At 47.1% G+C, this 23,300-nt stretch carries 26 protein-coding genes; 7 read left to right on the top strand and 19 right to left on the bottom strand.

Annotated features, from left to right (window positions below; genetic code table 11):
* Positions 1 to 64: 64 nt before the first annotated feature.
* The 4 genes from BW931_RS01330 to BW931_RS01315 all read left to right on the top strand — a co-directional run bounded on the left by BW931_RS01330 (position 65) and on the right by BW931_RS01315 (position 4,912).
* Positions 65 to 907 (top strand): aldo/keto reductase, encoded by an 843-nt coding sequence (locus tag BW931_RS01330; RefSeq protein ID WP_234972552.1) that lies wholly within the window; start codon positions 65 to 67, stop codon positions 905 to 907.
* Between the two features lie 97 nt (positions 908 to 1,004).
* Positions 1,005 to 1,958 (top strand): glycosyltransferase family 2 protein, encoded by a 954-nt coding sequence (locus tag BW931_RS01325; RefSeq protein WP_076569340.1) that lies wholly within the window; start codon positions 1,005 to 1,007, stop codon positions 1,956 to 1,958.
* Entirely contained in the window at positions 1,942 to 2,316 is a 375-nt protein-coding gene (locus BW931_RS01320) for a GtrA family protein (RefSeq protein WP_008592438.1), read from the top strand. The genes BW931_RS01325 and BW931_RS01320 overlap by 17 nt, the downstream gene beginning before the upstream one ends.
* A gap of 13 nt (positions 2,317 to 2,329) precedes the next feature.
* Positions 2,330 to 4,912: a YfhO family protein gene (locus tag BW931_RS01315; protein ID WP_076569338.1), complete on the top strand. Its 2,583-nt coding sequence runs from the start codon at positions 2,330 to 2,332 to the stop codon at positions 4,910 to 4,912.
* Between the two features lie 194 nt (positions 4,913 to 5,106).
* Here the strand turns inward: BW931_RS01315 and BW931_RS01310 are convergent, their stop codons facing one another.
* The 4 genes from BW931_RS01310 to BW931_RS01300 form a co-directional block, all read right to left on the bottom strand.
* On the bottom strand, positions 5,107 to 7,227 hold the full coding sequence (locus tag BW931_RS01310; RefSeq protein WP_076569336.1) for a peptidoglycan D,D-transpeptidase FtsI family protein: 2,121 nt from the start codon (positions 7,225 to 7,227) through the stop codon (positions 5,107 to 5,109).
* Between the two features lie 250 nt (positions 7,228 to 7,477).
* Positions 7,478 to 7,660, bottom strand: coding sequence for a hypothetical protein (locus BW931_RS01305; RefSeq protein WP_076569334.1), 183 nt, complete (start codon positions 7,658 to 7,660; stop codon positions 7,478 to 7,480).
* Positions 7,661 to 7,701: 41 nt separating this feature from the next.
* Positions 7,702 to 7,878 carry a hypothetical protein gene (locus BW931_RS13440; RefSeq protein WP_159435658.1) on the bottom strand — a complete coding sequence of 59 codons (177 nt, stop codon included), beginning with the start codon at positions 7,876 to 7,878 and terminating at the stop codon, positions 7,702 to 7,704.
* A gap of 74 nt (positions 7,879 to 7,952) precedes the next feature.
* Complete coding sequence (locus tag BW931_RS01300; RefSeq protein ID WP_076569332.1) at positions 7,953 to 8,996, bottom strand: glycosyltransferase family 2 protein; 1,044 nt, start codon at positions 8,994 to 8,996, stop codon at positions 7,953 to 7,955.
* Positions 8,997 to 9,118: 122 nt separating this feature from the next.
* Between BW931_RS01300 and BW931_RS01295 the strand changes: the two genes are divergently transcribed.
* Positions 9,119 to 10,003: an alpha/beta hydrolase gene (locus tag BW931_RS01295; RefSeq protein ID WP_076569330.1), complete on the top strand. Its 885-nt coding sequence runs from the start codon at positions 9,119 to 9,121 to the stop codon at positions 10,001 to 10,003.
* A 66-nt stretch (positions 10,004 to 10,069) separates the two neighbouring features.
* Entirely contained in the window at positions 10,070 to 10,306 is a 237-nt protein-coding gene (locus BW931_RS01290) for a YkvS family protein (RefSeq protein WP_008589855.1), read from the top strand.
* A gap of 44 nt (positions 10,307 to 10,350) precedes the next feature.
* Here the strand turns inward: BW931_RS01290 and BW931_RS01285 are convergent, their stop codons facing one another.
* The 15 genes from BW931_RS01285 to BW931_RS01220 all read right to left on the bottom strand — a co-directional run bounded on the left by BW931_RS01285 (position 10,351) and on the right by BW931_RS01220 (position 21,718).
* Positions 10,351 to 11,424, bottom strand: a complete 1,074-nt coding sequence (locus BW931_RS01285; protein ID WP_076569328.1) for an FAD-dependent oxidoreductase — start codon at positions 11,422 to 11,424, stop codon at positions 10,351 to 10,353.
* Positions 11,421 to 12,818, bottom strand: coding sequence for a dihydrolipoyl dehydrogenase family protein (locus tag BW931_RS01280; RefSeq protein ID WP_076569326.1), 1,398 nt, complete (start codon positions 12,816 to 12,818; stop codon positions 11,421 to 11,423). The genes BW931_RS01285 and BW931_RS01280 overlap by 4 nt, the downstream gene beginning before the upstream one ends.
* A gap of 31 nt (positions 12,819 to 12,849) precedes the next feature.
* Positions 12,850 to 13,431: a CDP-alcohol phosphatidyltransferase family protein gene (locus tag BW931_RS01275; RefSeq protein ID WP_008589860.1), complete on the bottom strand. Its 582-nt coding sequence runs from the start codon at positions 13,429 to 13,431 to the stop codon at positions 12,850 to 12,852.
* Positions 13,424 to 14,092, bottom strand: a complete 669-nt coding sequence (locus BW931_RS01270; protein ID WP_076569324.1) for a TVP38/TMEM64 family protein — start codon at positions 14,090 to 14,092, stop codon at positions 13,424 to 13,426. Before BW931_RS01270 ends, BW931_RS01275 begins: the two co-directional genes overlap by 8 nt.
* Positions 14,089 to 15,057: an ABC transporter ATP-binding protein gene (locus tag BW931_RS01265; protein WP_234972560.1), complete on the bottom strand. Its 969-nt coding sequence runs from the start codon at positions 15,055 to 15,057 to the stop codon at positions 14,089 to 14,091. Before BW931_RS01265 ends, BW931_RS01270 begins: the two co-directional genes overlap by 4 nt.
* A gap of 5 nt (positions 15,058 to 15,062) precedes the next feature.
* Positions 15,063 to 15,845 (bottom strand): ABC transporter permease, encoded by a 783-nt coding sequence (locus tag BW931_RS01260; protein WP_076569321.1) that lies wholly within the window; start codon positions 15,843 to 15,845, stop codon positions 15,063 to 15,065.
* Between the two features lie 4 nt (positions 15,846 to 15,849).
* Positions 15,850 to 16,710: an ABC transporter permease gene (locus BW931_RS01255; protein WP_159435657.1), complete on the bottom strand. Its 861-nt coding sequence runs from the start codon at positions 16,708 to 16,710 to the stop codon at positions 15,850 to 15,852.
* On the bottom strand, positions 16,664 to 17,881 hold the full coding sequence (locus BW931_RS01250) for an ABC transporter substrate-binding protein (protein ID WP_076569317.1): 1,218 nt from the start codon (positions 17,879 to 17,881) through the stop codon (positions 16,664 to 16,666). The genes BW931_RS01255 and BW931_RS01250 overlap by 47 nt, the downstream gene beginning before the upstream one ends.
* 130 nt (positions 17,882 to 18,011) lie before the next feature.
* On the bottom strand, positions 18,012 to 18,638 hold the full coding sequence (gene kynB, locus BW931_RS01245; RefSeq protein WP_076569315.1) for an arylformamidase: 627 nt from the start codon (positions 18,636 to 18,638) through the stop codon (positions 18,012 to 18,014).
* Positions 18,639 to 18,649: 11 nt separating this feature from the next.
* Positions 18,650 to 19,876 (bottom strand): kynureninase, encoded by a 1,227-nt coding sequence (gene kynU / locus BW931_RS01240; RefSeq protein WP_076569313.1) that lies wholly within the window; start codon positions 19,874 to 19,876, stop codon positions 18,650 to 18,652.
* A 26-nt stretch (positions 19,877 to 19,902) separates the two neighbouring features.
* The gene (locus tag BW931_RS01235) at positions 19,903 to 20,151 is read right to left on the bottom strand and encodes a hypothetical protein (RefSeq protein ID WP_040609337.1); all 249 of its coding nucleotides are present in this window, start codon (positions 20,149 to 20,151) and stop codon (positions 19,903 to 19,905) included.
* A 64-nt stretch (positions 20,152 to 20,215) separates the two neighbouring features.
* Entirely contained in the window at positions 20,216 to 20,461 is a 246-nt protein-coding gene (locus BW931_RS01230; RefSeq protein ID WP_008589879.1) for a DUF2164 domain-containing protein, read from the bottom strand.
* Between the two features lie 172 nt (positions 20,462 to 20,633).
* Positions 20,634 to 21,083 carry a nucleoside deaminase gene (locus tag BW931_RS01225; protein ID WP_076569310.1) on the bottom strand — a complete coding sequence of 150 codons (450 nt, stop codon included), beginning with the start codon at positions 21,081 to 21,083 and terminating at the stop codon, positions 20,634 to 20,636.
* 27 nt (positions 21,084 to 21,110) lie between these two features.
* Complete coding sequence (locus BW931_RS13435; RefSeq protein WP_159435656.1) at positions 21,111 to 21,257, bottom strand: hypothetical protein; 147 nt, start codon at positions 21,255 to 21,257, stop codon at positions 21,111 to 21,113.
* A 161-nt stretch (positions 21,258 to 21,418) separates the two neighbouring features.
* Positions 21,419 to 21,718: a hypothetical protein gene (locus BW931_RS01220; protein ID WP_008589883.1), complete on the bottom strand. Its 300-nt coding sequence runs from the start codon at positions 21,716 to 21,718 to the stop codon at positions 21,419 to 21,421.
* 90 nt (positions 21,719 to 21,808) lie between these two features.
* Between BW931_RS01220 and zwf the strand changes: the two genes are divergently transcribed.
* Positions 21,809 to 23,296, top strand: a complete 1,488-nt coding sequence (gene zwf, locus BW931_RS01215; protein WP_076569307.1) for a glucose-6-phosphate dehydrogenase — start codon at positions 21,809 to 21,811, stop codon at positions 23,294 to 23,296.
* The last annotated feature ends 4 nt before the right edge of the window (positions 23,297 to 23,300 follow it).

The following is a 23,300-nucleotide window of genomic DNA, read 5'->3' as shown; positions in this document are numbered from 1 at the left end:
CCTCTTCCCTTGTAGTTTGTGCCTTCTCTTCAGGAGGAATATAATAATCAAGGAGGGGTTTTAGTTGAATAATTCAATTCCAGAACTTACATTGCGGGATGGTATGACAATGCCGGCATTGGGGTTCGGCACATACCGCCTGAACGGGAATGACGGAGCTGTCTCCATCCAAAGCGCTATTGACATGGGGTACCGCCTGATTGATACTGCATATAATTACGAAAACGAAGGAACGGTAGGAGAAGCGGTGCGCCGCAGCAGCGTTCCAAGAGACGAACTCAGAATCACATCCAAACTTCCGGGCCGTTATCACGAGTACAATAAAGCTGTCGCTTCCATTCAGGAATCTCTTTACCGGACCGGTCTTGAGTACTACGATCTCTACCTGATCCACTGGCCCAATCCGGAACAGGGGAGATTTACCGAAGCATGGCAGGCGTTGATTGACGCTAAGAAGTGGGGGCTCGTCCGATCCATCGGAGTCTGCAATTTTCTTCCGGATCACCTGGAGCAGTTAATGCGGGAAACGGACGTCACTCCGTCCATCAACCAGATAGAACTTCATCCTTTTTTCAATCAGAGGGATCAGCTTGCCTATCATAAAGAAAAAGGCATCCAGACACAGTCCTGGAGCCCGCTCGCCCGTGTGACCAACATTCTGGGAAATGAGACGATACAATCCATTTCATCCCGTCACAAAAAAAGTGTGTCCCAGATTATTCTAAGGTGGCATTATCAGTTGGGGACGCTTCCCATACCAAAATCCTCTTCCCCCGAAAGACAGCGTGAAAATATGAACATCTTTGATTTTGCGCTGGAGGAAGCGGAAATGAGAATTATGAATGAACTTACAAGAAGAGATGGCAGACTGAACGGGCAGAACCCTGCTACCTACGAAGAGTTTTGAAACAATTATGAACCTTCATTTCCCTTTCACAACAGGGTTTCACAGTTCCCGGGACAGGGAAGCTGGATAGCATCAGGCCATCAGACGGAGGGTAACCATGGAAGAATTAACGGTTTCAATTATCATTCCTGCTTACAATGAAGGAACTAATATAAACACGATCCACAAAGAACTAAAAAAAGAATTTAGTTCTCTTCGGTATGATTTTGAAATAATATTTGTCGATGACGGCAGTGAAGATGATACACTTACGAGAGTGCGTACGCTCGCATTAGAGTTTCCGGAAGTGAAATACCTTTCCTTCAGCCGTAACTTCGGCAAAGAACCTGCTCTTATTGCCGGTCTTCAGCATGCCAAAGGAGGATCGGTCATTATTATGGATGCCGACCTTCAGCACCCCCCTTCCCTTATCCCCGAACTTCTGGAAGGATTTGAGGAAGGCTTTCAACAGGTCGTCGCCAGGCGGAACAGGGTAAAAGAATCCAAAGTACGTTCTTCTCTCAGTTCCCTTTACTATAAACTGGTCAATAAACTGGCCCAGGTGGACCTGGTCGACGGCGAAGGAGATTTTCGTCTGCTTGGCAGACAGGCAGTCGATGCCATTCTCGCCCTCAGTGAAGGGAACCGTTTTTCCAAGGGGTTGTTTTCCTGGATCGGTTTTGATAAAAAGGTAGTGAAATTCGATAACGTACAGCGCGATGAAGGGAATTCCACCTGGTCCCTCGTTGACCTGTTTGAATACGGTATAGAGGGAGTGCTGTCCTTTAACCAGCGGCCTCTCCGTCTCGTGTTTTACGCAGGGTTTTTCATCATGGGTCTGAGCCTTGTTTATATTCTGATCATGTTCGGACTCATCCTTTCACGGGGGGTGGAAGTACCCGGGTACTTCACCACTATCTCCTCCATCCTGTTTCTCGGGGGAGTACAATTAATAAGTCTCGGGGTTATTGGGGAATATGTCGGAAGAATTTATATGGAAACGAAGAGACGCCCCCATTACCTGATCAAGGAAAGTAACACAGAAAGGGAGACCTATGAAGAAATGGAATAATGAATTCACCCGCTTCGTTCTCGTGGGCGGTCTGAACACAGCAAACTACTATATATTTTATCTGCTATTCTATAACGTACTGGAGTTTTATTATTTAATCTCCCACATACTCGCTTTTTTCATCAGTATGGTAATTTCGTTCTTCTTGAATGTGTATTTTACATATGGAGTAAAGCCGACCATTTCAAAGTTTTTACTGTTTCCTTTCACTCAGTTCGTTAACATGTCGGTCTCTTCACTTCTTGTTTTCGTATTTGTCGACCTGTTCGGTTGGAATGGAAACATCGCACCTCTGGCTGCTGTGTTCTTTACAGTGCCGATCACATTCGTAATAACCGGGAAAATTTTAAAAAGGTAGGTCAAAGGTAAGCATGACAAAAAAACAGCTGATCACGTTAGTAACCTTCAGTCTTGTCATTTCGGCACTGGCTCACGGATTCTTTTTATATCAGTGGAGTGAAGGCCACTACATGGTAGGACCGAATGACGGCCTGTCACAGATGGTCCCTTTTAAACAGATGCTTTACGAACAGTTCACCGGCGGGGATTTCTTCTATTCCTATCAATTCGGTCTGGGAGGAGATGTATACAGCCAGCTCGCTTATTATTTCAGCGTGAATCTTTTCTTCTATTTAACCGTGGCTGTTGTATTCCTTTTGGAAACATTTTCCGTCATCGGTGAACCGGATGTTTTGTTCTGGGCTCAGAGTGCGGTCTTTTTAAGTGTAATCAGAATGAGCTTCGTTATAATATCCACCACTTTTGTATTTCGTTACTTCACGAGCAAACTGGTTCCTTCCTTCGTGGGAGCTGTTTTTTTTGCCACTGCCGCGAAGTATTTTCAGCACGTCACATACTGGGAGTTTTTCGGCGATGCTTTCCTCTGGCTCCCTCTGCTTATACTGGGGGCCGAGAAAGTCATCAGGGAAAACCGGCCCGGCTGGCTGATCGCTGCGACAGCTGTCTCCTTTTTCGACAATTTCTATTTCGCTTATATCAACGGGTTCTTTATAGTCATTTACATTCTTCTCAGATGGCTGCTTCCTCTTCGTAAAAAGGAGATGCCGAAATTCAGCCAGATCAAAGTCTACATAATAGCTGTGTTACTCGGATTCTGCATAGGCGCTGCAGGTTTCGTTCCGGCAGTGAGGAGTTTTCTTCAGAACGTGCGTCCTCCCTATACCGATGAAATACCGCTGATTGAGAGTACTACGAACATTCTGTATGACAGCCTGTATTTAATGGTGCCTGCGTTATTTGTTCTAATGCTCGTATTAAGGCCCCTTTATAAAAATAAAAATTTCCGGTTCTTTGCGGTATTGGGTCTCATTATAATTGTCCTTCACTACATTCCGTATGCAGCCAGCTTCTTCAACGGCCTCTCTGCTCCGCAGCACCGCTATGAATATCTGGCCGCATTTGCAATCGGCGGGGCGATAGCCAGCGGCCTACCCGAACTACGGCACATCAAAGGTAAGAAACTTCTTACAGGTGGAGCATTTACAGTTGTATTATACGTGCTCTTCCTCCTAACGGATCACGGGCTTGCCTGGTCGGATGAATGGGCGCTTCTTTTCCTGACGTGGGCAGGGTTTACTGTACTTGCAGCTCTCGCAACGACCCGATATGGAAAAAAAGGGTTCTTTTTTCTCATTATCGGTACGATTACATTTCAGCTTCTTTCCATGAATATGTATCAATGGGACAAACTATACACAGGCGGAGAAGTGTACAAGAGCTCAAAAGATTATATTACGAGCGAAGACTACAGAGGGAAAGAACAGCGGGAATTGATTGAACGGACGATGAAAGACGCCGGTTTCTCCCGAATAAGCTGGATGGCAGACGGCAGGTACAACACACCGCTTATCCAGGATTTTTACGGGACGAGTGCATATTCAAGCATTTTGAACGGGAATTTACTGAATTACTATTATCATGATTTGGAAATTGATATGAAAAAAGAAAGCGTGAGCCGCTATGCCGGCTTCGGGGACCGGGCGAACCTGCACAGTCTGTGGCAGGGTGACTATTTTATGTACGAAAAAGATAGTGTAAAAAACGTTCCTTATGGATTCAAGCCTGTTTCCGAGAGCGACAACTACATTATTTACAAAAACACGAACAGCCTTCCATTCGTACAGACCTCCGGTACTATTTACAGTGAAGAGGATCTCGAGGAAAGTCACCCTCTTGCGCGTGAAGCAGCGATGATCGATGGCATGGTAATAGAGGGAGCAGACAGCACTGCCTCCTCCCCTCCTGTCCGTAACAATTATATCGAGAGTACGGAAATCACCGCCTCCGGGGCCACTTACAGCAACGACACACTCCACGTTAAGGAAAAAGAAGGCGGTATCGATTTAACTCTACCGGATTCCGTCATGAATTCCGATGCAGAAGACGTTTACGTTTCTTTTTATCTTCTTAACAACGATGAAGAAGCGCCGTGGTTCGCCCTTTATGTGAACGACTTCCGGACCTCTCGCAAATCGGAGGATTCCATCTACAAAACGGGCGTGAACGATATCACCATCCGTGTGCCGAAAGAAAAAGAAATATCGATCCGCATGCGCAAAGGAGAATATACTCTTAAAGATATAGGAGTATACGCTGAAGATTATCAGAAACTGGAAAAAGCTGCAGAAAAAGAGAAGGTCGGGAATGTCGAAATAGATGATAACCATATTACTATAGACTCCCTGGACGTGGACGAAAAAGGCTATCTTTCCATCCCCGTCCCTTACGAGGAAGGGTGGGCCGTAAAAGTGGACGGAGAAAAAAGAGAAACCGTCCAGGCCAATTACGCCATGACCGGGACTGCTGTCAAACCGGGAGATGAGATGGTTGAATTCACTTATCGCCCCCCTTACTTCAATCTGCTGATTATCCTTTCCATCGTTTCTGCAGCAATAAGCATAGGCTGGTTACTCATAAGAAGGAGAAAGATATAAGAACTCCCCGCATAGTTTGAGCGGGGAGTTTTTTCGACTCTTTCCTTACCTTCAATCTGATTCGACTTCTCTGAAAGGAAGGAAAAAAAGATACGGGTAGAACGGAACGTAATTCTTCCTGCTCACCGCTAAAAATAAAAAACCGGACTGGAGGTCCGGTTTTTCTTCGTGTCGACACAGTTGCCTGAGATAGTTCATTCGTTCTCAATATTATCATTGGACTCTTCTTTCTGTTCTTTCTCCTTCTTTTCTTTCTTCTCGGCCCGTTCCTCCTTGAGCTGAAAATACGCTTCGGCCACGCGGGCACCGATGTGATAGTTTGGGGATACATCTGCCCCGGAATCAAGATTAGGTACGATGACCGAAAAAGCGATTTCCGGATTCTCGGAGGGAGCGTATCCTACGAATGCTTTGTTCGTAAGCTCCACCCGGCGGGTGCCGTCCCCGGAGGACTTTTCCAGGTATTTGTCTGTCTCCGCGGTACCCGTCTTACCGGAGATGTCATACTGTCTGTAACGGTCGCTGTTAAAAACGCTCGAAGCGGTACCTCCGGGAGTCTGCGTAACCATTTTGAACCCTTTCTGGACTCTTTCAATGTACTCCTCATCCATGTGGAGACTGTTTTTTACATTTGGCGAGAAATCTTTGTAGATATCCCCGAGTTCTTTACCGGAGCTTGCCGGTTCGTGGATGGAAGTGACGAAACGCGGCTGCATGCGGTATCCTCCGTTAGCTATTGTAGAGACATACTGATTCAACTGCATCGCAGTATAACTGCTGTACTGTCCGATCGCTGAACGCATTACATCCGACCCTGTAGGATCGCTGCCTTCAAGACCCGTCGCTTCATAAGGAAAATCTATGCCGGTAGGAACACCGAGTCCGAACTGATGGAAATTGTATCGGATCAGCCGGTTCGCTTTCTCCTCATCCATCCTTAACGGCTGGTTCGGCTTATAGTAATAGTCTCCAAGGCGCATAGCGATGTTATACATATAAACGTTGGATGAACGCTGCAGAGCCTCAAGATCATTCACGTTACCGAGTTTTGAGTACGAGCCCATATCTTCGGAATCAGGGAATTCGAGCGGCCGGTCCCGGATCGTCGTGCCCGGATCGATGACGCCTTCTTCGAGACCTGTGAGCACTGTGGCTCCCTTCACTACTGAACCGGGAAGATAAGCATTATAGACGCCCTGATGGGAAGAATCCGTGAATTTCTCTTCGTCTCCGGAAGGGTTTTTGTTAACGGACTGGCCCGAAACCGCTAAAATCTCCCCTGTGTCCGGTTTCGATACTACAGCTACGGCATTTTCCAGATAAGAATTACCTGGTACAGCTTTCGCAAGCTCTTCTTTCACGATTTCATTTACACGCTTCTGGTATTCCATATCGATAGAAAGCACAAGATCTTTCCCGCTCTTTCCTTCGCGGATCACTTCGGTATCTACGACATTATTATTCCGGTCCGTCGTATGTCTTACTTTTTCTTTCACTCCCCGCAGTACTTCTTCATACTGCTGTTCAAGTCCCCTTGTACCTACGCGGTCATTACGGCTGTATCCGAGAGCGAGGAATTTTTCCAGTTTTTCGCGGGGGACACCCTGTTCACGGGTGGAAATGTTTCCAAGGTAGCTTTTGAACACTTCCCCGTTCGGGTAACGGCGTTCCCAGTCCGAAGCTACGTTGATACCCGGGAGTGACGGGAGATGCTCTGCCACCCGGGAGTATTCTTTTTCTGATATGTTTTCATCTTTCACGACATGTGGTGCGAGGGCATACGCTTTATTCAGTTCTTTATTGATGGCTATCACCTGCAGGGTTTCCCCCTTATAACCATCCACATCCTCTTCCGTGACGGCTGCCAGCTGAGCCTGATATACCTCACCCGAGTCGAGATTTTCCATATCCTTGTCCTCTATCCGCTCTTTAACCACGTCCGGATTTTTCAGAAAAAAATATTCTTTTTTATCTCTGAGACGAATTCCTTTAGTATCAAGCTCGATATATTCGCTTAATTTTTTTGCCAGTTTCAGTTTGTCCTCTCCCTGAACCCCTTTTGGCGGAGTATATGTAATCGAATATTTGGAATCGTTCTCGACTACAATTTCCCCGTTTCTGTCGTACATCTCCCCTCGTGGCACCGGGGTATTGGTGGTTACGTTTTCCGTGCGATCGATCTGATCCTGTGCCGACTCCCCACTGAGAATCTGTATAACACCGAGCTGCAGGATGAGAACGGCAAACAGTATAAAGACAACTAGAAATATAATGTTCAGACGGAATGATAAATGCTTTTTCTCTTTTTTACTCACGTATATATTTCCTTCTTTCCATGAGAGTCTTTTTCCGTACTTGCATAGTACAGAGGAGCCGGCAGAAGCACTTTCCGGCTTCTGTCGTCTATAGTATTCCCAACATATCTATCTGTCCTTCATTTTATCACGGAAGCCGACATTTTTCTTCCCGATTCCCTTTATTTCTTCTGTCCCGATCACTGTTCAAACAAAAAAACAGGCAGTGCCAAGGAATAGTCAGTTCCTTCCCACTGCCTGTTAAATAAAGCTACGTTTTCCTGAAGTATACGAATAATGTCACTGCATAGACCAGAAGCATAGACGTCGCAAGACCCATAGCTTCAACAACATCTGCACGATTATAGTGCCCTGACTGATTCATCAGAAAATAGAGTGGCCAGGATATGTAGGCGATCACTCCAATCCACATATAAAACTTCTTTCCTTCCATAATTTTTTCCTCCTTCATTTCCCGGTTCGAGACGCACCTTTTTATAATGCTTCCAATAAGTACCGGACCCCTTGAATCAGCCATTTCCCTGTTAGTACCATCCCCCGGATAAAGACGAGAATCAGCTCTGGAACCCACAACACGAGCTCGGTGAAGAAACGGCCGGAAGCACGAATGAACTTTCTCATCTTCTCAACAGGGCCGTCTTTATTTGTCATATGAACTCCCTCTTTCCCACTTTAAGATATAGATACGAAGAGTAACTTAAAAAGTTTCAACATCTATTTCTGCTTCAATTTATTACTCTTCCTTTCCAGGTGGAACTGCGAAGGAAAAACGTGCGTATGACCGAGTAGACAAACAGACTGATGAAAAACAGGAAATGAATCGGAAAAATCAGAGCATCCCAAAAACGGAAGTTCCCAATATCCCTCCAAAAACGGTACATCCATCCCGTCACAAAGGAATAACCGATTACAGAAGAACGTCCTGTTTTTTTCATTCTTGTAAGGAAAGAAACGACAGAAGAAATCCACGCAGCGTTCCACACTGTCATCCGTAAAGAAGCGGAAGCAGCTCCTGAAGCGAAGCTTTTGGACCATCCGGCTGCTACTTCTTTCATATCTGCCTGATACATACGCATCGACAGAACCCCTTTTCCGCTATAAGCGTAAACCGGGGCTCCCAGCGTCTTAGCTCTGCGTGAGAAAGCTAGATGCTCGGTAACCTCTCCTTTTATTGTCCTATGTCCTCCCACCTGATGATACATGGCAGTCGGGAGCGCCAGGCAGGGGCCGAACCCGCCCTGTACTCCTGTCTTTCTGCGACCGATCTTCGTGATTCCTGTAGAAGCGTATACTACGGAATGAAAAACGGCCGATAGTTTCTCAGGGAAGGACTCCATCACATGATAGGGGTGGACGGTAAGCAACGCCTGCTTCTCTTCCACAAATCCTGTGATTTTTTCCATCCCCCCCTTTTCCAGCCACGTATCAGCATCAAGAAAGACCAGCATGTCACCTGAAGCTTCCTTTGCACCATTGTGACAGGCCCATGATTTACCCATCCAGCCTTCCGGGAGTTCAGGAGCGCGGATAACCTTCGCACCCGACTGTTCGGCTATCGTTGACGTATTATCAGTCGACCCGTCATCAACCACTATCACTTCTCCCTGGTCCGGCAGAGTAGGTAATAATCTCTTAAGGTTATGTTCCTCATCCCGGGCAGGGATTATGACAGTGAAATTCTTCTCCCCCTGTTTCTGACGTTCAGGAAAAGAGACCCGGTGTCTGAACAGTCCCGCTGTCGTGAGCATTGCTGCAATCATCCAAAACATAAACACCCTCCTGTCTCAATGCAATCTATCTTTCTCCTTCCCTTAAATTGGTGTATATATGCTTACGACTGAAGAAATCAGGGTAAGGTAAAAAGAATACAGACAAAAAAGGCGGGATGAAGATGATGAAGAAAGCCGTAGCTAAGACTATGCGACTTTTTCCGAACAAAGAAAGAAAACAGACGATGGTACCCTACGAAGAAGTCGGTGATCGTAAAGATTTTCTCATCGATACTGAAATAACAGCCTCGGAGATTTCTATCTACTATCCGGCCATACACGAATACGACCCGCTTCCCGTGTACATAAACCTGCACGGCGGTGCATTCATCATGAGCGACAAAGACATGGATGACGCCTATTGCCGGCATATAGCCAACCATTCCCACTGTGCTGTCGTGAACATCAACTATCCGAAAGCTCCGGAACACCCTTTTCCATTACCACTCGAACAAATTTATGAGATCTGGCACTGGCTAAAGAGATATGCCCCTTCCTTGTTTCTGGATGCCGATCGATTTGCGGTAGGAGGACAGAGTTCGGGCGGTAACCTCGCAGCAGCTCTATGCCTCTATCTGAAAGAAAAGGAAGAGGAACAACCGGTGCTGCAGATGCTCGCCTATCCGATGCTCGATTTCGTCACGTCCCATGCGGATAAACCGGAACCGGACAAGAACCGCGCCAAATTTCCGCAGGCTGCTCATTTTCTGAACGAATCCTACATTCCGGATCCCGGAGAAATGGGAAACCCTCTCGCTTCACCCGTGTACGCCCGTAATCTTGAAGGCCTCCCTCCGGCGCTTATTCTTATTCCTGAATATGATGCTTTCAACCCTGAAGGAAAAAGATACGCCACCAATTTATCTCAGGCCGGGGTTATGGTAAATCTGCATGAGTTCGAAGATTGCTATCATGCTTTTACGCATCTCGGTCCGGAACAAAAGGCCGAAGAAGCCTGGTCTCTCATTGAAAACAGGCTTGCCCTCGCCTTTTATGGCACCCGCTGACGTTTAATATTCCAAAATCCGTGGTATACTGACTGTAATCATATGTAGGAAGGCAGGGGGACATTTGTGCAGAAACAGGATTTACCAATAGAAGAAATAGATAAAGCCGTTCCAGGGGATATTGTCGCATTTGAACGGGGCAATGAAACCTGGAAGGGTAAAGTAATCCCTTCCGGATGTACAAATTCTGTCGTCGTCGACCTCAGTATCATGGAGGAACTACCTGACAGAGATGTGGATTCTCACCTTACTTGTATCAACCATAGAAAATATACAATACTAAGTCGGGAAAATCAGACCTGACTAAAAAACTCTGCTCCACTTTGGTTATAAGTGGAGCAGAGTTTTTACATGTTGTATTTTTTCATAAATCGGGAATCAATGAAATGTTTCAGTGTAAAGCACCACTTCCCGTGTATCATCACATTGCCATAGGTCAGCAGACCCTGACGATTTCCAGTAGACAGGATTGCCATGTACTTTTTCGGCGGTCGAAAAGCAAGAAGTTCTTCGTTTCCGGCATGACGCTTGAGGTTCTCCCACAATACAGGAGCTTCTTTTATCGCAAACACCCCGTTTTTCGGAACTTCTTCCTCTTCTATAGTAACGCAGTCCCCGGCTCCGTAAATGTAAGGGTATTCGGGGTTTTTTAAATATTTATCCACGAAGAGAAATCCTTTCGCGTCCACCTTCAAATTCGATTGTTCAAACAAAGGAGGTGCTTCTGCCCCTGAAAGCCACAGCACACCCGAATGATGGACGTGACGTCCGCTGTCCGTCCGGAGAAACTCTCTTTCTATTCCTTCCACACGCTCCCCCGTAATGATGGAAAGCCCTTTTCTCCGGGCCAGCTTTTCTGTCCGCCGGGACGTTTTCGAACCGAATTCCTCCAGCAGATTTCCGGAGTCGATAAGTGTGACCCGCTGATGTGGCTGATGATTTTTTCTCCATGCGAGCATGGAGAGTGCGAGCTCCACCCCTGCTGCGCCTCCCCCGACCACTACAGGTGCAGGAGAACCCTTCAGTTCATCAATATTTTCAGTAAACACGTAGTTCGGTTTTACCGAATACACTTTTTCTGTAGGTTCCGGTATCTGTTTTACCCGGGAACCGACATCGAAAGAAATGAGATCAAATGGATAGCCGCACTCGTCGAGGACGACTTCCTTTTTCACAGGATCCACCTCTGCTACCTTTCCTTTTATAAAGGAAGCACCGGCTTTGATAGATAATTCCTCGAGGTTGATTGTGATTTCTGAAGCTGGATAGATCCCTTCCGTATAACCGGAAAACATTCCCGAGTAGTATTGATGCTCGGAAGGGGAAATCATCGTCACCTCGAAACCGGGGTTCTCTTTTTGAAGTGCCTTTAGAATATATACGTGGGCGTGGCCTCCTCCGATAAGCAGCAGCTTCTTCATAGGAACCACTTCAGATACCTGCGGGACAGTACGGGGGCTATGCCCGAAAATAACTTTAGTCTCCAGTATTGACCAGAGACGGCCTCCAGAGCGGCCGGGTGGTTCGGATACGGGTAAACCATGTCGGAGAGCTCTTTGATGTGTCCCCCTCTGTTCATGACGGCGACGACCGGCTGCATCCAGTCTCCGGCTCCCTTACCGATGGCGTGGGCTCCGATAATTTTCCCCTTCCGATCAGTTATAATTTTTACGAACCCTTCGGTCGCATGCTCCGCTACAAACCGGTCCACTTCATTGAGACGGGTTTCGTATACATATGCTTCCTCCACTTCTTCCCTGGTTTTACCCAGATGGAAAATTTCCGGGGTCGTGTACGTATTCCAGGGAATCGTTTCGTAAGACATTTTCCTTTTCAAAGAATAAAAAGCATTCTGCACCACCAGCTTTCCATGTTCGCCGGCTACGTGTGTAAAAGGCATATGGCCGGTTACATCACCGATAGCAAACACGTGGGGGTTCGCGGTCCTCATCGTGTCATCCACGTGAACAAACCCCTTATCGTCGAGAACCACTCCGGTCTCCGTCAAATTCATCCCTTCCGTATTCGGCTTTCTGCCTGCAGCGAGGAAGAGTTTATCTGTCTCCAGTGACTGTTCTTTTCCGTTTTTCGTGTAATAGACTTTCTTTCCGCCGTCGCTCACCTTTTCTACACGCGCTTCCGTAATAAACGTTATTTCCCGGGAAAGAATCTCCATAGCTTTATCTCTTATGGAAGGATCCTCCTTTTTCAAAATGGTGTTTCCACCTTCCAGCACAGTAACGTCACAACCGAGACGTGCAAAAGCCTGAGCGATTTCAAGACCGACGGGACCGGCACCTATGAAAGTCAGGGAACGAGGTAGTTCGGTCTGCTGGAATACTGTTTCATTCGTCCAGTAATCTGCGGCGTCCAGGCCTTCTATAGGAGGTTTGTTGACTGAGGAACCTGTAGCAATAACGATTTTTTTCGTTTCCAGGATATCACCCTCCACTTTTAGTTTCCTGTCTCCGAGGAATTCGGGTGCTCCTTTGTAAACATCCACCCCCATCGTCTCGAACCGTTCTTTGCTGTCCGATTCCTGAATCGTCTCCACAGAGCGATTCACTCTCTCCATTATTTTTCCAAGATCCACCTCTCCCGAAGCATCAATTCCCGCATAGGAACTATTACGTGCTATATGAATTTCGTTCGCCGCTTCTATCAGAGCTTTGGAGGGCACACAGCCATAGTGCAGACAGTCACCGCCGAGTGATTCTCTTTTCTCGATAAGAGCCGTTTTTGCACCAAGAGAGGCTGCTCCTGAGGCCACAGTAAGACCGCCTGCGCCACCACCGATAATTATAATGTCATACATAGATATCCCCTCCTTCCTTTAAATTTTTCTGCTACCGCAATATTCTTTTTGCTTCGAAGAGACGCTGCATTCCAGTAAAGGTCTCCACTGCAAAGTAGAGAAGTGTAATAAATAAAATCCACTGCGGCAGAAGAATCATAAGGCTGAACAACACGAATCCTTCCGTTCGCTCCGCTACCCCTGCCTGATAATAAAACGACTTCATCCCCTGCTTTTCCGACACAGTCCCGACTGTGAGAAACACCGTCATGGAAAAAATGATGGAGACACTGAGAAGCAGGAGCGGCCACAGCACTTCCGGGTGCACATAAGCGATAGCCAGAATGATTCCTATTTCAACAATACGGTCGAATGTTACATCCAGCACCGTTCCAAAAGGGGAAGTCGATGTCCGCCGTGCCATTGTGCCATCGACGGCATCCAGAAAACCCGAAAGCCATAAAAACAGCACTGCTGCCCACGGGGCACCGGCTATGTACCAGACAGCAGCACCTATACCTGTAAGGAAGGCAAGGACGGTTATTTGATCAGCCGTTCTTCCTTTTCTCAGGAACCAGTCGGCTGAATGCTCAATGAAAGGTTCTGCGTACTTCCTTGCGTGAGTATCAAGCATCTTCGTCCCTCTCTTTCCCGTCGGGCAAACCTGCCCAGCGCCGTACTTTGTTTCTTAAAAAATATATAACGATCATTAAAATGAGAGCACTGCCTGCTACCATACCCAGCAGCACAGGATCCCCGCTCAGAAGACTTGCGCCGACTGTAACATACATAAACGTCCCCGGGATGATTCCTATCATTGTCGCACTCAAATAAGAACGAAAACGAATGTTGAACCACCCCGACAGATAACTCAGCATTCCGAACCCTATCAAAGGTACAAGTCTCAGAACAAGCACGAATAAAAACCCCTGTTTTCTGACGATAATCTGAAGACGTGCCGTCAATTCAATATATCTGAGACTGGCCAGTCTCTCACCAAGGACCTTCCCGACAAGATACCCGGCAGCAGCTGCTCCCGTTGCCCCCAACCAGATAAACAGCACACCCGGCCATACCCCGTAAGTGATCCCTGCACTGAGCGAGAGTATGGAAGCGGGAAAGAAAACGAAGGGAGTCAAAATATAAAGAAGAATGAACAAAAAAGGAGCAGCCCACCCAAAAGAAATAACGAATTCCTTAATCTCCGAAGGCCCTATTTGCCAGCGACTGTTCACCCACAAAAATAAACAGACGAAAAGCAACACCACAACGGCCGTGCGTAATTTCCGCTTCATCTTTTCTCCCGGTTCTGCTGGAACGTTCGGATATTTGAGGCGTCTGTACTTACATATACGTTCTCTCCTGTATGGAAATCCTCAGGAGCAGGAAACATAATATGTTCCTCCTCATCATCGAGGAGAACTTCCATGAAACGGTACCCTTTTACAAAGCGTACACCTTCGATGACCCCTCTCCACTGAACTTTCTCCTCTATTTCTATGCGCTCAATGCTGAGGTTCCGCTTCGGGATGAATCTCATTTCGTCAATGACCCATGCATCACCGAAGAATCTGGCTACTTCAGAAGTTTGCGGGTTTTCATACACTTTTTCGGGAGAGCCGATCTGTTCGAACGTCCCCTCCCGAAAAACCCCGATGACGTCCCCTACCTGCATCGCTTCGTCCTGGTCGTGTGTGACAAATACGGCTGTAATGTTTTTTTCTTTCAACAACCTTCTCACCCATCGCCTCATTTCTTCCCGCAATTTCCGATCGAGACTCGAAAACGGTTCGTCAAGAAGTAGCAGTTTAGGAGATAGAATAAGACCTCTGGCCAGGGCGACCCGCTGCTTCTGACCTCCGGAGAGCTCACGTGGATATCTATTTTCATATTCGGGAAGTCCCGCGATACTAAGAAAATCATCGATGCGCTTACTTTTTTCTTTTTTGCTTATATCCAGAAATTTAAGTCCGTAACCTACGTTTTCCCTTATTGTCATATGAGGAAAAAGAAGAGGCTCCTGAAAAACGAGACTGACCGGCCGTTCGTTCGCTTTCTTATGAGTCATATCGTCTCCGTCAATGGACATCTCTCCGGCAGAAAAAGTTTCCAGACCCGCGAGACAGCGGAGTAGAGTGGTCTTCCCTCCTCCGGAAGGTCCTACGACACTGAATATCTCTCCTTCGTTCACTGAAAACGAAACGTCTTTCAGAACTTCTCCGACACCGAAATGTTTCGTTGCATCACGTACTTCTATCATTTTATTCAAAACAGTTCCCTCCTCCCGGGTTTTCTACGGTACGGTAACAATCGAAAAACTGCGCCTGCAGTTATATAAAAAAGAAGGGGGAGGACGGCGAACCAGATAGAAAATGCCGCAATCAGCGTAGTATCGGCAGAATCCAGAAAAGGAAAATAAACCATCGCAAGAGTTACCACAGTACCGCCCCCGATAATCGAAGTAATAACATACTGACTCAGACTGATGACAAAGGTGAGAAATATTACGCTCTGCACGGAGGGTTTTAGGAGCGGTAGTTCAATATCGAAGAATGTTCTTCCGGCAGATGCACCGAGTGTTTCCGCCTGTTCCTGCATCCTTCTTCCGAGACTCACATAGCCATTCCGGAAAATCCTGATGCTATAGGGGACCGTCGGAACCAGGTGAATGAGAATTACTCCGAGGCCTGTGTCAGCCAGCCCGATCCGTATCATAGCGATGTGAACCCCGAAAGTGATGGCAAGGATCGGTACGAGCAGAGGCATCACGAACAAGGTGTCCACCGCCGTTTTTCCGTGAAATGTATATAACGCCAGTGCCTTACCGGCGCTCATTCCTACAGCAATATTAATTACCGTCACGAAAAAGCCGATTGTCAGAGAAGTGCCTGTAGCTTCCAGGAGCCTTGTTGTTTCAAACAGCCCTCTCCAGCCATACAGGGAAAATTCCGTCCAGCTTCCGGGTGATGTAAAACTCTGGAGAACCAAAATCCCTACAGGGGAAATTATAAATAACATAGCGATGACCCAGAATAAGATTTTCTTCATACTTTCACAGTCCCTCAGTAATATTTCGGCGCATTTTGTTTATGAAATGAAACAATAGTAAGGAGATCAACCCTATTACTGTCGTCAAAAATACCATCGCTGCAAAAGCGAGCGGCCGCTCACTCCAGTCGCCAGAGTAGAACCAGTCGAAGGTAAGAATAGAAAGCATCTCCGGGAAAGTAGCTCCCACAAGCGCGGGGACTTCATAAGCACTGAACGTGAAAGCAAAAATGATGATTCCCGTTTCAATAAGAACCGGAGTGACAAACGGAAGCTCTGCATCGCGTATTTTAGAAATCCAGCATCCGCCGAGTGTTTCCGTTAAATCGTCATACAAACGATTTCTGGTCAGGTAAACAGGCAACAGCATCAAAATGACGAACGGAATTTCCTTTCCCATATACGTAAGAATAATTCCGACACCTTCCGGGTCATTGGCGTATGCCCGGTTCCCGGGCAGTAAACCGCTGACGAGACCCCCTTCCTGAAAAAGAAGAAGAACCAGGTAGGCCCACACAAAATGAGGGAAAACCATCGGCAGCCATACCGTCAGTCTGCCTCCGGTACGTTCAAGCATCGGAACGAATGCTCTCGTGAAGAACCATCCGATAAGCAGAGAGAGGAAGGTCGAAGCTGCCGCTATCCATAAACTGTAAAAAAAAGAGAGAAGAAAATCGGAGTGTGAAAACAGACGGACATAAACTTGACCGGTCAGCTTCCCATCCGGATAAACACTCAACCGGAAGGCAGACCATAGTCCGTACAATGGAAGGAGCAGAAACAGAAGAGCAGGGGTCAGCAGCAACCACGGTTTTATTCTAGCGGACAACTTCATCTTCCCACGTCTCCGTAATCCATTCGACATATTCCGTATCCAGTTCAGGCAGATACGTTTCCTCCAGTTTCTCTGCATCCGGCACTGTTTCCCCCCGGTCGAGTTCTTCAAATCGCTGTTTCGTCTCTTCGGGAAGCTTATCCGTATCGATGGTTGTATTATCTCCCCATGAAGAAGGCTTCATTTTCTGCAGCTGCGCCTCCGGGGAGAGGAGGAAATTGATAGCCGTTACAGCTCCCGGCACATTTGTACTGTTATAAGGAATAGAGAGGAAGTGTGTGTTGCCAAGCGATCCGGAGTCCATCACGTAGGTATCGGTGGATTCGGGGAAGACTCCATCATTTATGAGATGTTCACTTCTCGCTTCGTTGTACCCTAACGTCATAGATACTTTCCCTTCGCTATACAAACGATCCAGCTCACTTAACGAGGCAGGGTAATATTCTCCCTTCCTGTACAGAGCAGGCTCCCATTCTCTCAACTTTTTCCACATTCCATCTGCGGCTGTCTCTGCAGCGTTCGGGCTGAAAGAATCTTCCGCTAAAGCTTCGGGGTTCTCGGTCCCTGAAAGCATCATCTGCCTCAAAAATGCGTTGCCGGTGAATTCGGAAGGGTGAGGGTATGTAAATTCTCCCGGATTTTCTTTCACCCATTCGCTCAACTCTTTATAGGTTCTCGGCGGTTCATCCACTTTCGCACTATCGTACTGCAGAGCGAATTGGACTCTCCCCCAAGGGGCCTCCATCCCTTCTGTAGCTGTTCCGAAGTCGTGGGAATATTCGTCCCGGTCATAGTATTCATTGAAATTGGGCAGTTTTTCCGTAAATGCTCCGTAAAGCAGCTCATTATTTTTGGCGTTACGAAAATTCTCGCCGTTCAGCCACAGAAGATCCACCGTCCCTTCTTTCTTTCCAGCCTCACGTTCCGTTCTCAGTTTCTGTAAAATATCTGCGGTGGCCATCGGTGTTCTCGTAAGACTGATACCGAACTTCTCCTGAAGACGTGGGGCGACCCATTCATCGATGTACGTATTGATGCCGTCATCGCCACCCCACATGAACAGTCTTACCTCCGTACCTTCGGCCGCATCTTTGATTTCTTCAAAATTCCGATTCGCTATGGTGCTACCTTTCTCCTCCGTATCCGTAACACCGGAACACCCGGACAGGATGATCATTATGGCAATGATCCCTATTCTCATCTTCTCACCCTTTCCACATTACCTCCATTTTACCCTATCCCCGGTGGAACGAATACTTTGAAAGCCCCTTATGTAAGAAAGCTTACATTTCCCGGGGAATGCCTGGAAAGTGTAAACGAAAATTCCCCTCTCAATCATAGACAGATTTCAAAACTGCCCGTACAGGGCTGCCGTCCGCTTCCTCAAGTGCCAGGGGAAGAGCGCTTAAATCATATAGTCCAGATTCCACCTCCCGAAGATCGGCGTTCTCCAGAATATGCACTCCGCTTGAAAACAGAGCATGGTGAGCGTCGAGCGTTTCACTGTCCATCGGATCGACAGATGGAACATCGACCCCGACGAGACGAATGTTTTTTTCTTTAAAGAACTCAGCCACTTCCGGCTTCAGATAAGGAATCTCCTCCGGAAAAATCCTGGAATCAGGAAAGGCATCCGTCTTTATCAATACCCGTTCAACATTCTCGAGATCTATACCTTCAAAAGCTGCTGCACCTATCGCTTCGAAGCCCCGGCAGTCCACGACTTTCGTTCTGCCGATATAAACATTAATATCCAGCTCATTCACCCGCTTCCCTTCATTGTCGAAGTGGAAGGGGGCATCAATGTGCGTACCCGTATGAACACTCATCGTGATCTCTCCGATGTTTACGGAGCCACTCTCCTTTTTAGTCACCGTCCGGCGATACGAATACGGAGTATCCTCCGGCCAGGTGGAAATACGGTCGTTCAATGGTCGTGAGATATCAATCCATCCCATGTCGACACCTCCTAAGCGATAATATCGCGTTCGTTTTTGAACGCTTTGTACTTCTCTTTTTCCATGATCTCTTTCAATTTAGTCACTGTCTGAAAGCAGTCTTCAAATGTATTATAAAGGGCTGTCGGGGCTAGACGGATTCCGTTCGGATTTCTGAAGTCCGGTATAACACCTTCTGCTTTAAGAGCTTTCGTAATTCTTGCAGCTTCGGGATGTTCAAGATACACATGACCTCCCCTCCTGCTTTCTTCTCTCGGATTAGCGATGACAAAATCCCAGGATGACAGCCGGGAGTCGATCTGTTCCATCAGATACCCGGTCAATTTCAGTGATCTGCCACGGAGAGCTTCCATTCCCGCCTCCTCGAACATTTCGAGGGAGCCGAGCAGCGGAGCCGCACTTAAAACATGCGGAGTACCGAGTTGATATGCTCCGCTGTCTGCCACTTTGACATACGTATGCTCCATATCGAACTGACTGTTTTTATCAGAACCGAACCATCCCGTAAGGCCTGGAGTTTCTGAAAAATGTTCCCTGTTAATATATAAACCGCCGACACTTCCCGGTCCTGCATTAACATATTTATAGTTGCACCAGAAAGCGAAGTCCACTCCCCACTCCGAAAGTCTGTGAGGAAGCGCACCAATGGAATGGCTTAAATCAAAACCGATTGTAATTCCGCGCTCGTGAGCAGCAGCGGTCAGCTTTTCCATGTCCAGCACCTGACCGCTGCGGTATAACACACTCGGCAGAATAACGAGCGAGATATCTCCGGTCATCGCCTGAATAATGGTATCCTCATCGATCGTATGCCCGTCCGTACTCTCTGCCAGAACGAGGTGCGACTCATCATACCCTTTCAGCGAAAGCTGACTTTGAAGTGCATAAATGTCCGTCGGAAAAGCAAGAGCATCCGCAAGTATTTTCGTTCGTCCTCTCTCCGGACGGTAGAATGTAGCTGTCAGCTGATGAAGATTGGACGTCGTCGATCCCGTCACCGTCACTTCTTCAGGAAAGGCTCCGACGAGTGGTGCCATGCGATTCCCCAGTCTTTCCGAGAGCGTGAACCACGGGTCTTCCCCTTCCGTCCAACCGTCAATCCCATACTTTTTCCAGCTGTCCATTATTTCTTTCACCGCTTTTTCGGCCCGCACGGACATAAGTCCAAGCGAGTTCCCGTCCATGTAAATTTTTCCTTCCGGAAAGTAAAACTCGTCGCGAAATGTGATTTCTTCCATGTTCCTTCCCCCCTGCTTTTTTCACGTCATAAAAAAAAGAAGATGATGAGTGCGATCAGCACAATACTTACATCCATGACTATCCCGAGGATGCCACAAACCATTCCCGTTACGGCATACCACCGCTTCGGATTATCATAAGAAATGGATTTCAGCGCCGGCCGTGCGTATGCGACAGCAAAAATTCCGAGCAGCCAGCCTATAAGCGGCACAGGGAGAGAAATCAGCCCGAGAACCATTGACGTTACAGCCTTCGATTCATGAATTTCTTTCACTATTACACCTTCTTCTCCAATACAGTCTCTTTTATTCTCCGCTTCGCAAATCAATCAGAAGCTCTCACTGTTTTCCCTTAATCGGACGTTTCAGGGCTTCCAGATCTTCTTCAATCGACATAATCTTCTGGTTCATCATCTCGGATGCATCCGCTACTCCCTGGTTATAGAATGGAACCGCCAGTTCTTCGGCAAAGAAATGTAGCCAGTTCTCTGCAGCGAGCTCCCCGATTTCTTCTCCGTGCTCTTGATATATGTAGTACTGTATCCGTTCCTTCATCTCCTGTTTAAAGTCCCGAGGTATTTCCAATTCGTCCCCCCCTCTCAATTTAGATAATCACAATTATGGTCATTCTTCGAAAGGCCGGGCCGGTGGTTACACGAACCTCGCTTATCTTCTCCCGGCCAGCCGCAGATCATAAGAATACCAAACACGCCGGGGTGCCGGTGAAATCCGTCCTCAAAACGCGCAGTTCTTCAGATCATCCGTTTTTTCTACGGAAAAGAGCCATCGCTCCCTCTTTCTCCAGAGGTAAATGTTTCATTCTGACCTTCCTCATCTCTTCCGGCTTCTGCAGTTCTTCATATATTTCGCCACCTTTGGAAAGTCCTGTCTTTTCCGCTTCTTCTTTTGATTCCGCAAAATAGATATCCTGTATGCCGGCATACCTCATCATAGCGTAACACATAGGGCACGGCTCTCCGCTTGCATACATCGTACAGTCAGACAGATCGAGTCTGCCAAGTTTCTCCTCGACCTTTCTGACAGCGATCATTTCGGCATGTCCGCTGGCATCGTTCTGGAGATGAAGCTCATTCACTCCTTCACCAAGCACTTCCCCGTTTCTTTCTATAACGGCTCCGAAGGGCTGCCCTCCTTCCTCTACGTTTTTTCTAGCCAGTTCAACCGCTCTGTCCATGTACTGATTCATATTCCCACTCTCCCTTTCCCGGATATATTACCATTCCTCGTACGTTTCACCCCCGCCTTTATCCCACCATGTCTCCGGCTGCATATATTTTTCCCGGATCATTTTAAGGACTTCCTCCCTTTCGTTTTCGTCCAGCTTCTCGAGCTCCGCCAATATTTTCTCTTTCCTGTCCATTGTTACACCTCCTGTGTCTGTCTGTTTATCATTTCGTTGCGGGGTTATAATCAATATACCCTTTTGATCTTTCACCTATGCTCCCGTTCATTTCTCAATAAAAAAACTCCTTCTGCTATTATCGCAAAAGGAGTCCGATTTTTTAAGTTTTTTCAGTTTTTTCAGTCGGTTATCGCCCGTTCTTCCTTAATTTCTTCAATAGACCATTCTTTATTATAAGTCGAATGCTTCTCCAGTCTTGAAACCACGATTTCCGCCTCCGCGTACGTGCTGAATCTCTTCGTATCCGTCCGTCCAGAAGATGTAAGTTCTTTTCTGACTCCGTTCTCTGTGAAAGTAACTTTATACATCAGGCTTTCATCTCCTAACTGCGGTCCTATGCCCGCAATCACAACATTCGTTTCATCGTCCGCAGAAGAGGGGGTCTGGAAATTATTCCTCCCTTTTCCCGCTGCGTCCACACCGTCCCCGGCTCCTCCATTTGATATTAAAGATGTTTCCTTATACAATTAGTCATATCAACTCAACCTTAAGAAGAGTGGGGACTGCATATGGAAAATCAAGAAAAACCTAAAGCACTTATCGTAATCTTCGGAGCTACCGGGGACCTGGCCAAAAGGAAACTTTTCCCTTCTATTTACCGCCTGTATCAGAATGGAAAAATTGGTGAAGACTTCGCTGTAGTTGGAATCGGACGCCGTTCCTGGAGCAACGAGCTGTTCCACACGAACGTACGAAATTCTCTTGGAGACGATGTTTCCGGGAAAGAAGCGGAAGCCTTCGTGTCCCATTTTTACTACCATCCGTTTGATGTATCGGATTCGTCTTCCTATGAAAATCTCGGCACACTGCTTAATAATCTGGAGTCCGAGTATCGTACGGAAGGGAATCGCATCTTTTATCTTGCGATGGCCCCGCAGTTCTTCGGCACGATTGCAAATAACCTGAAAAAACATAACCTGAAAAGTGAAACGGGCTGGTCACGTCTCGTTATCGAAAAACCGTTCGGTCACGATTTCGAATCGGCAAAACAGCTGAACGACCAGATCACTTCGGCTTTTGACGAGAACCAGATATATCGGATCGATCACTATCTCGGAAAAGAAATGGTCAAAAATATAGAAGTGATCCGCTTCGCCAACGGCATTTTCGAACATTTGTGGAATAATCGGTTTATCGCAAACGTACAGATCACATCCAGTGAATCGCTTGGTGTGGAAGATCGGGCGAATTATTACGACTTGTCCGGAGCTACGAGAGATATGGTCCAGAACCATATGCTTCAGATGGTTACTCTACTGGCGATGGAGCCTCCGATCAATCTGAACCCTGAAGAGATACGCTCGGAAAAAATCAAAATTTTACGCGCCCTGCGTACTATCGACGAGAAGAATATCGATGACTATTTTGTACGTGGGCAGTATGGTCCTGGCAAAATGCATGGAAGGAAACTTCGCGGCTATCAGGAGGAAGCGGAAGAATTGCAGAATTCCGATACTGAAACGTACGTCGCCGGTAAAATCATGATCGATAATTACAGGTGGGCAGGTGTCCCTTTCTATATAAGAACGGGCAAACGCCTCGCGGAGAAGTGCACGAAAATAGTCGTGGAATTCGAAGATATTCCTTTGAATCTTTATCAGGAAGAACAAAGCGAAAAATCTCCGAATCTGCTGGTTATCAATATCCAGCCGAACGAAGGGGTGACCCTGTATCTGAATGCGAAAAAACCGGGGGTTAGCTCCTATTCGGAACCTATAAAACTGTCTTACACACACGAAGCCGTCAACAGTGTGAACACCCCCGAAGCCTATGAGAAATTACTTCACGACTGTATGATCGGGGACACCACGAACTTCTCGCACTGGGACGAAGTTTCCCTTTCCTGGAAATTCGTGGACCGGATTTTAAACAGGTGGTCCAAAGAAGAACCGGACTTCCCTAATTATGCCGCCGGTTCAATGGGACCGGAAGAAGCGGATAACCTTCTTAAAAATGACGGCTTCCACTGGTGGCCGGTGAATAACGAAGAGGAGTGAGGAA

The organism is Salimicrobium salexigens, from assembly GCF_900156705.1.
Lineage (GTDB): Bacteria > Bacillota > Bacilli > Bacillales > Halobacillaceae > Salimicrobium > Salimicrobium album.
The sequence above is the reverse complement of the archived record's forward strand: the minus strand, read 5'-3'. Positions and strand labels throughout refer to the sequence as shown.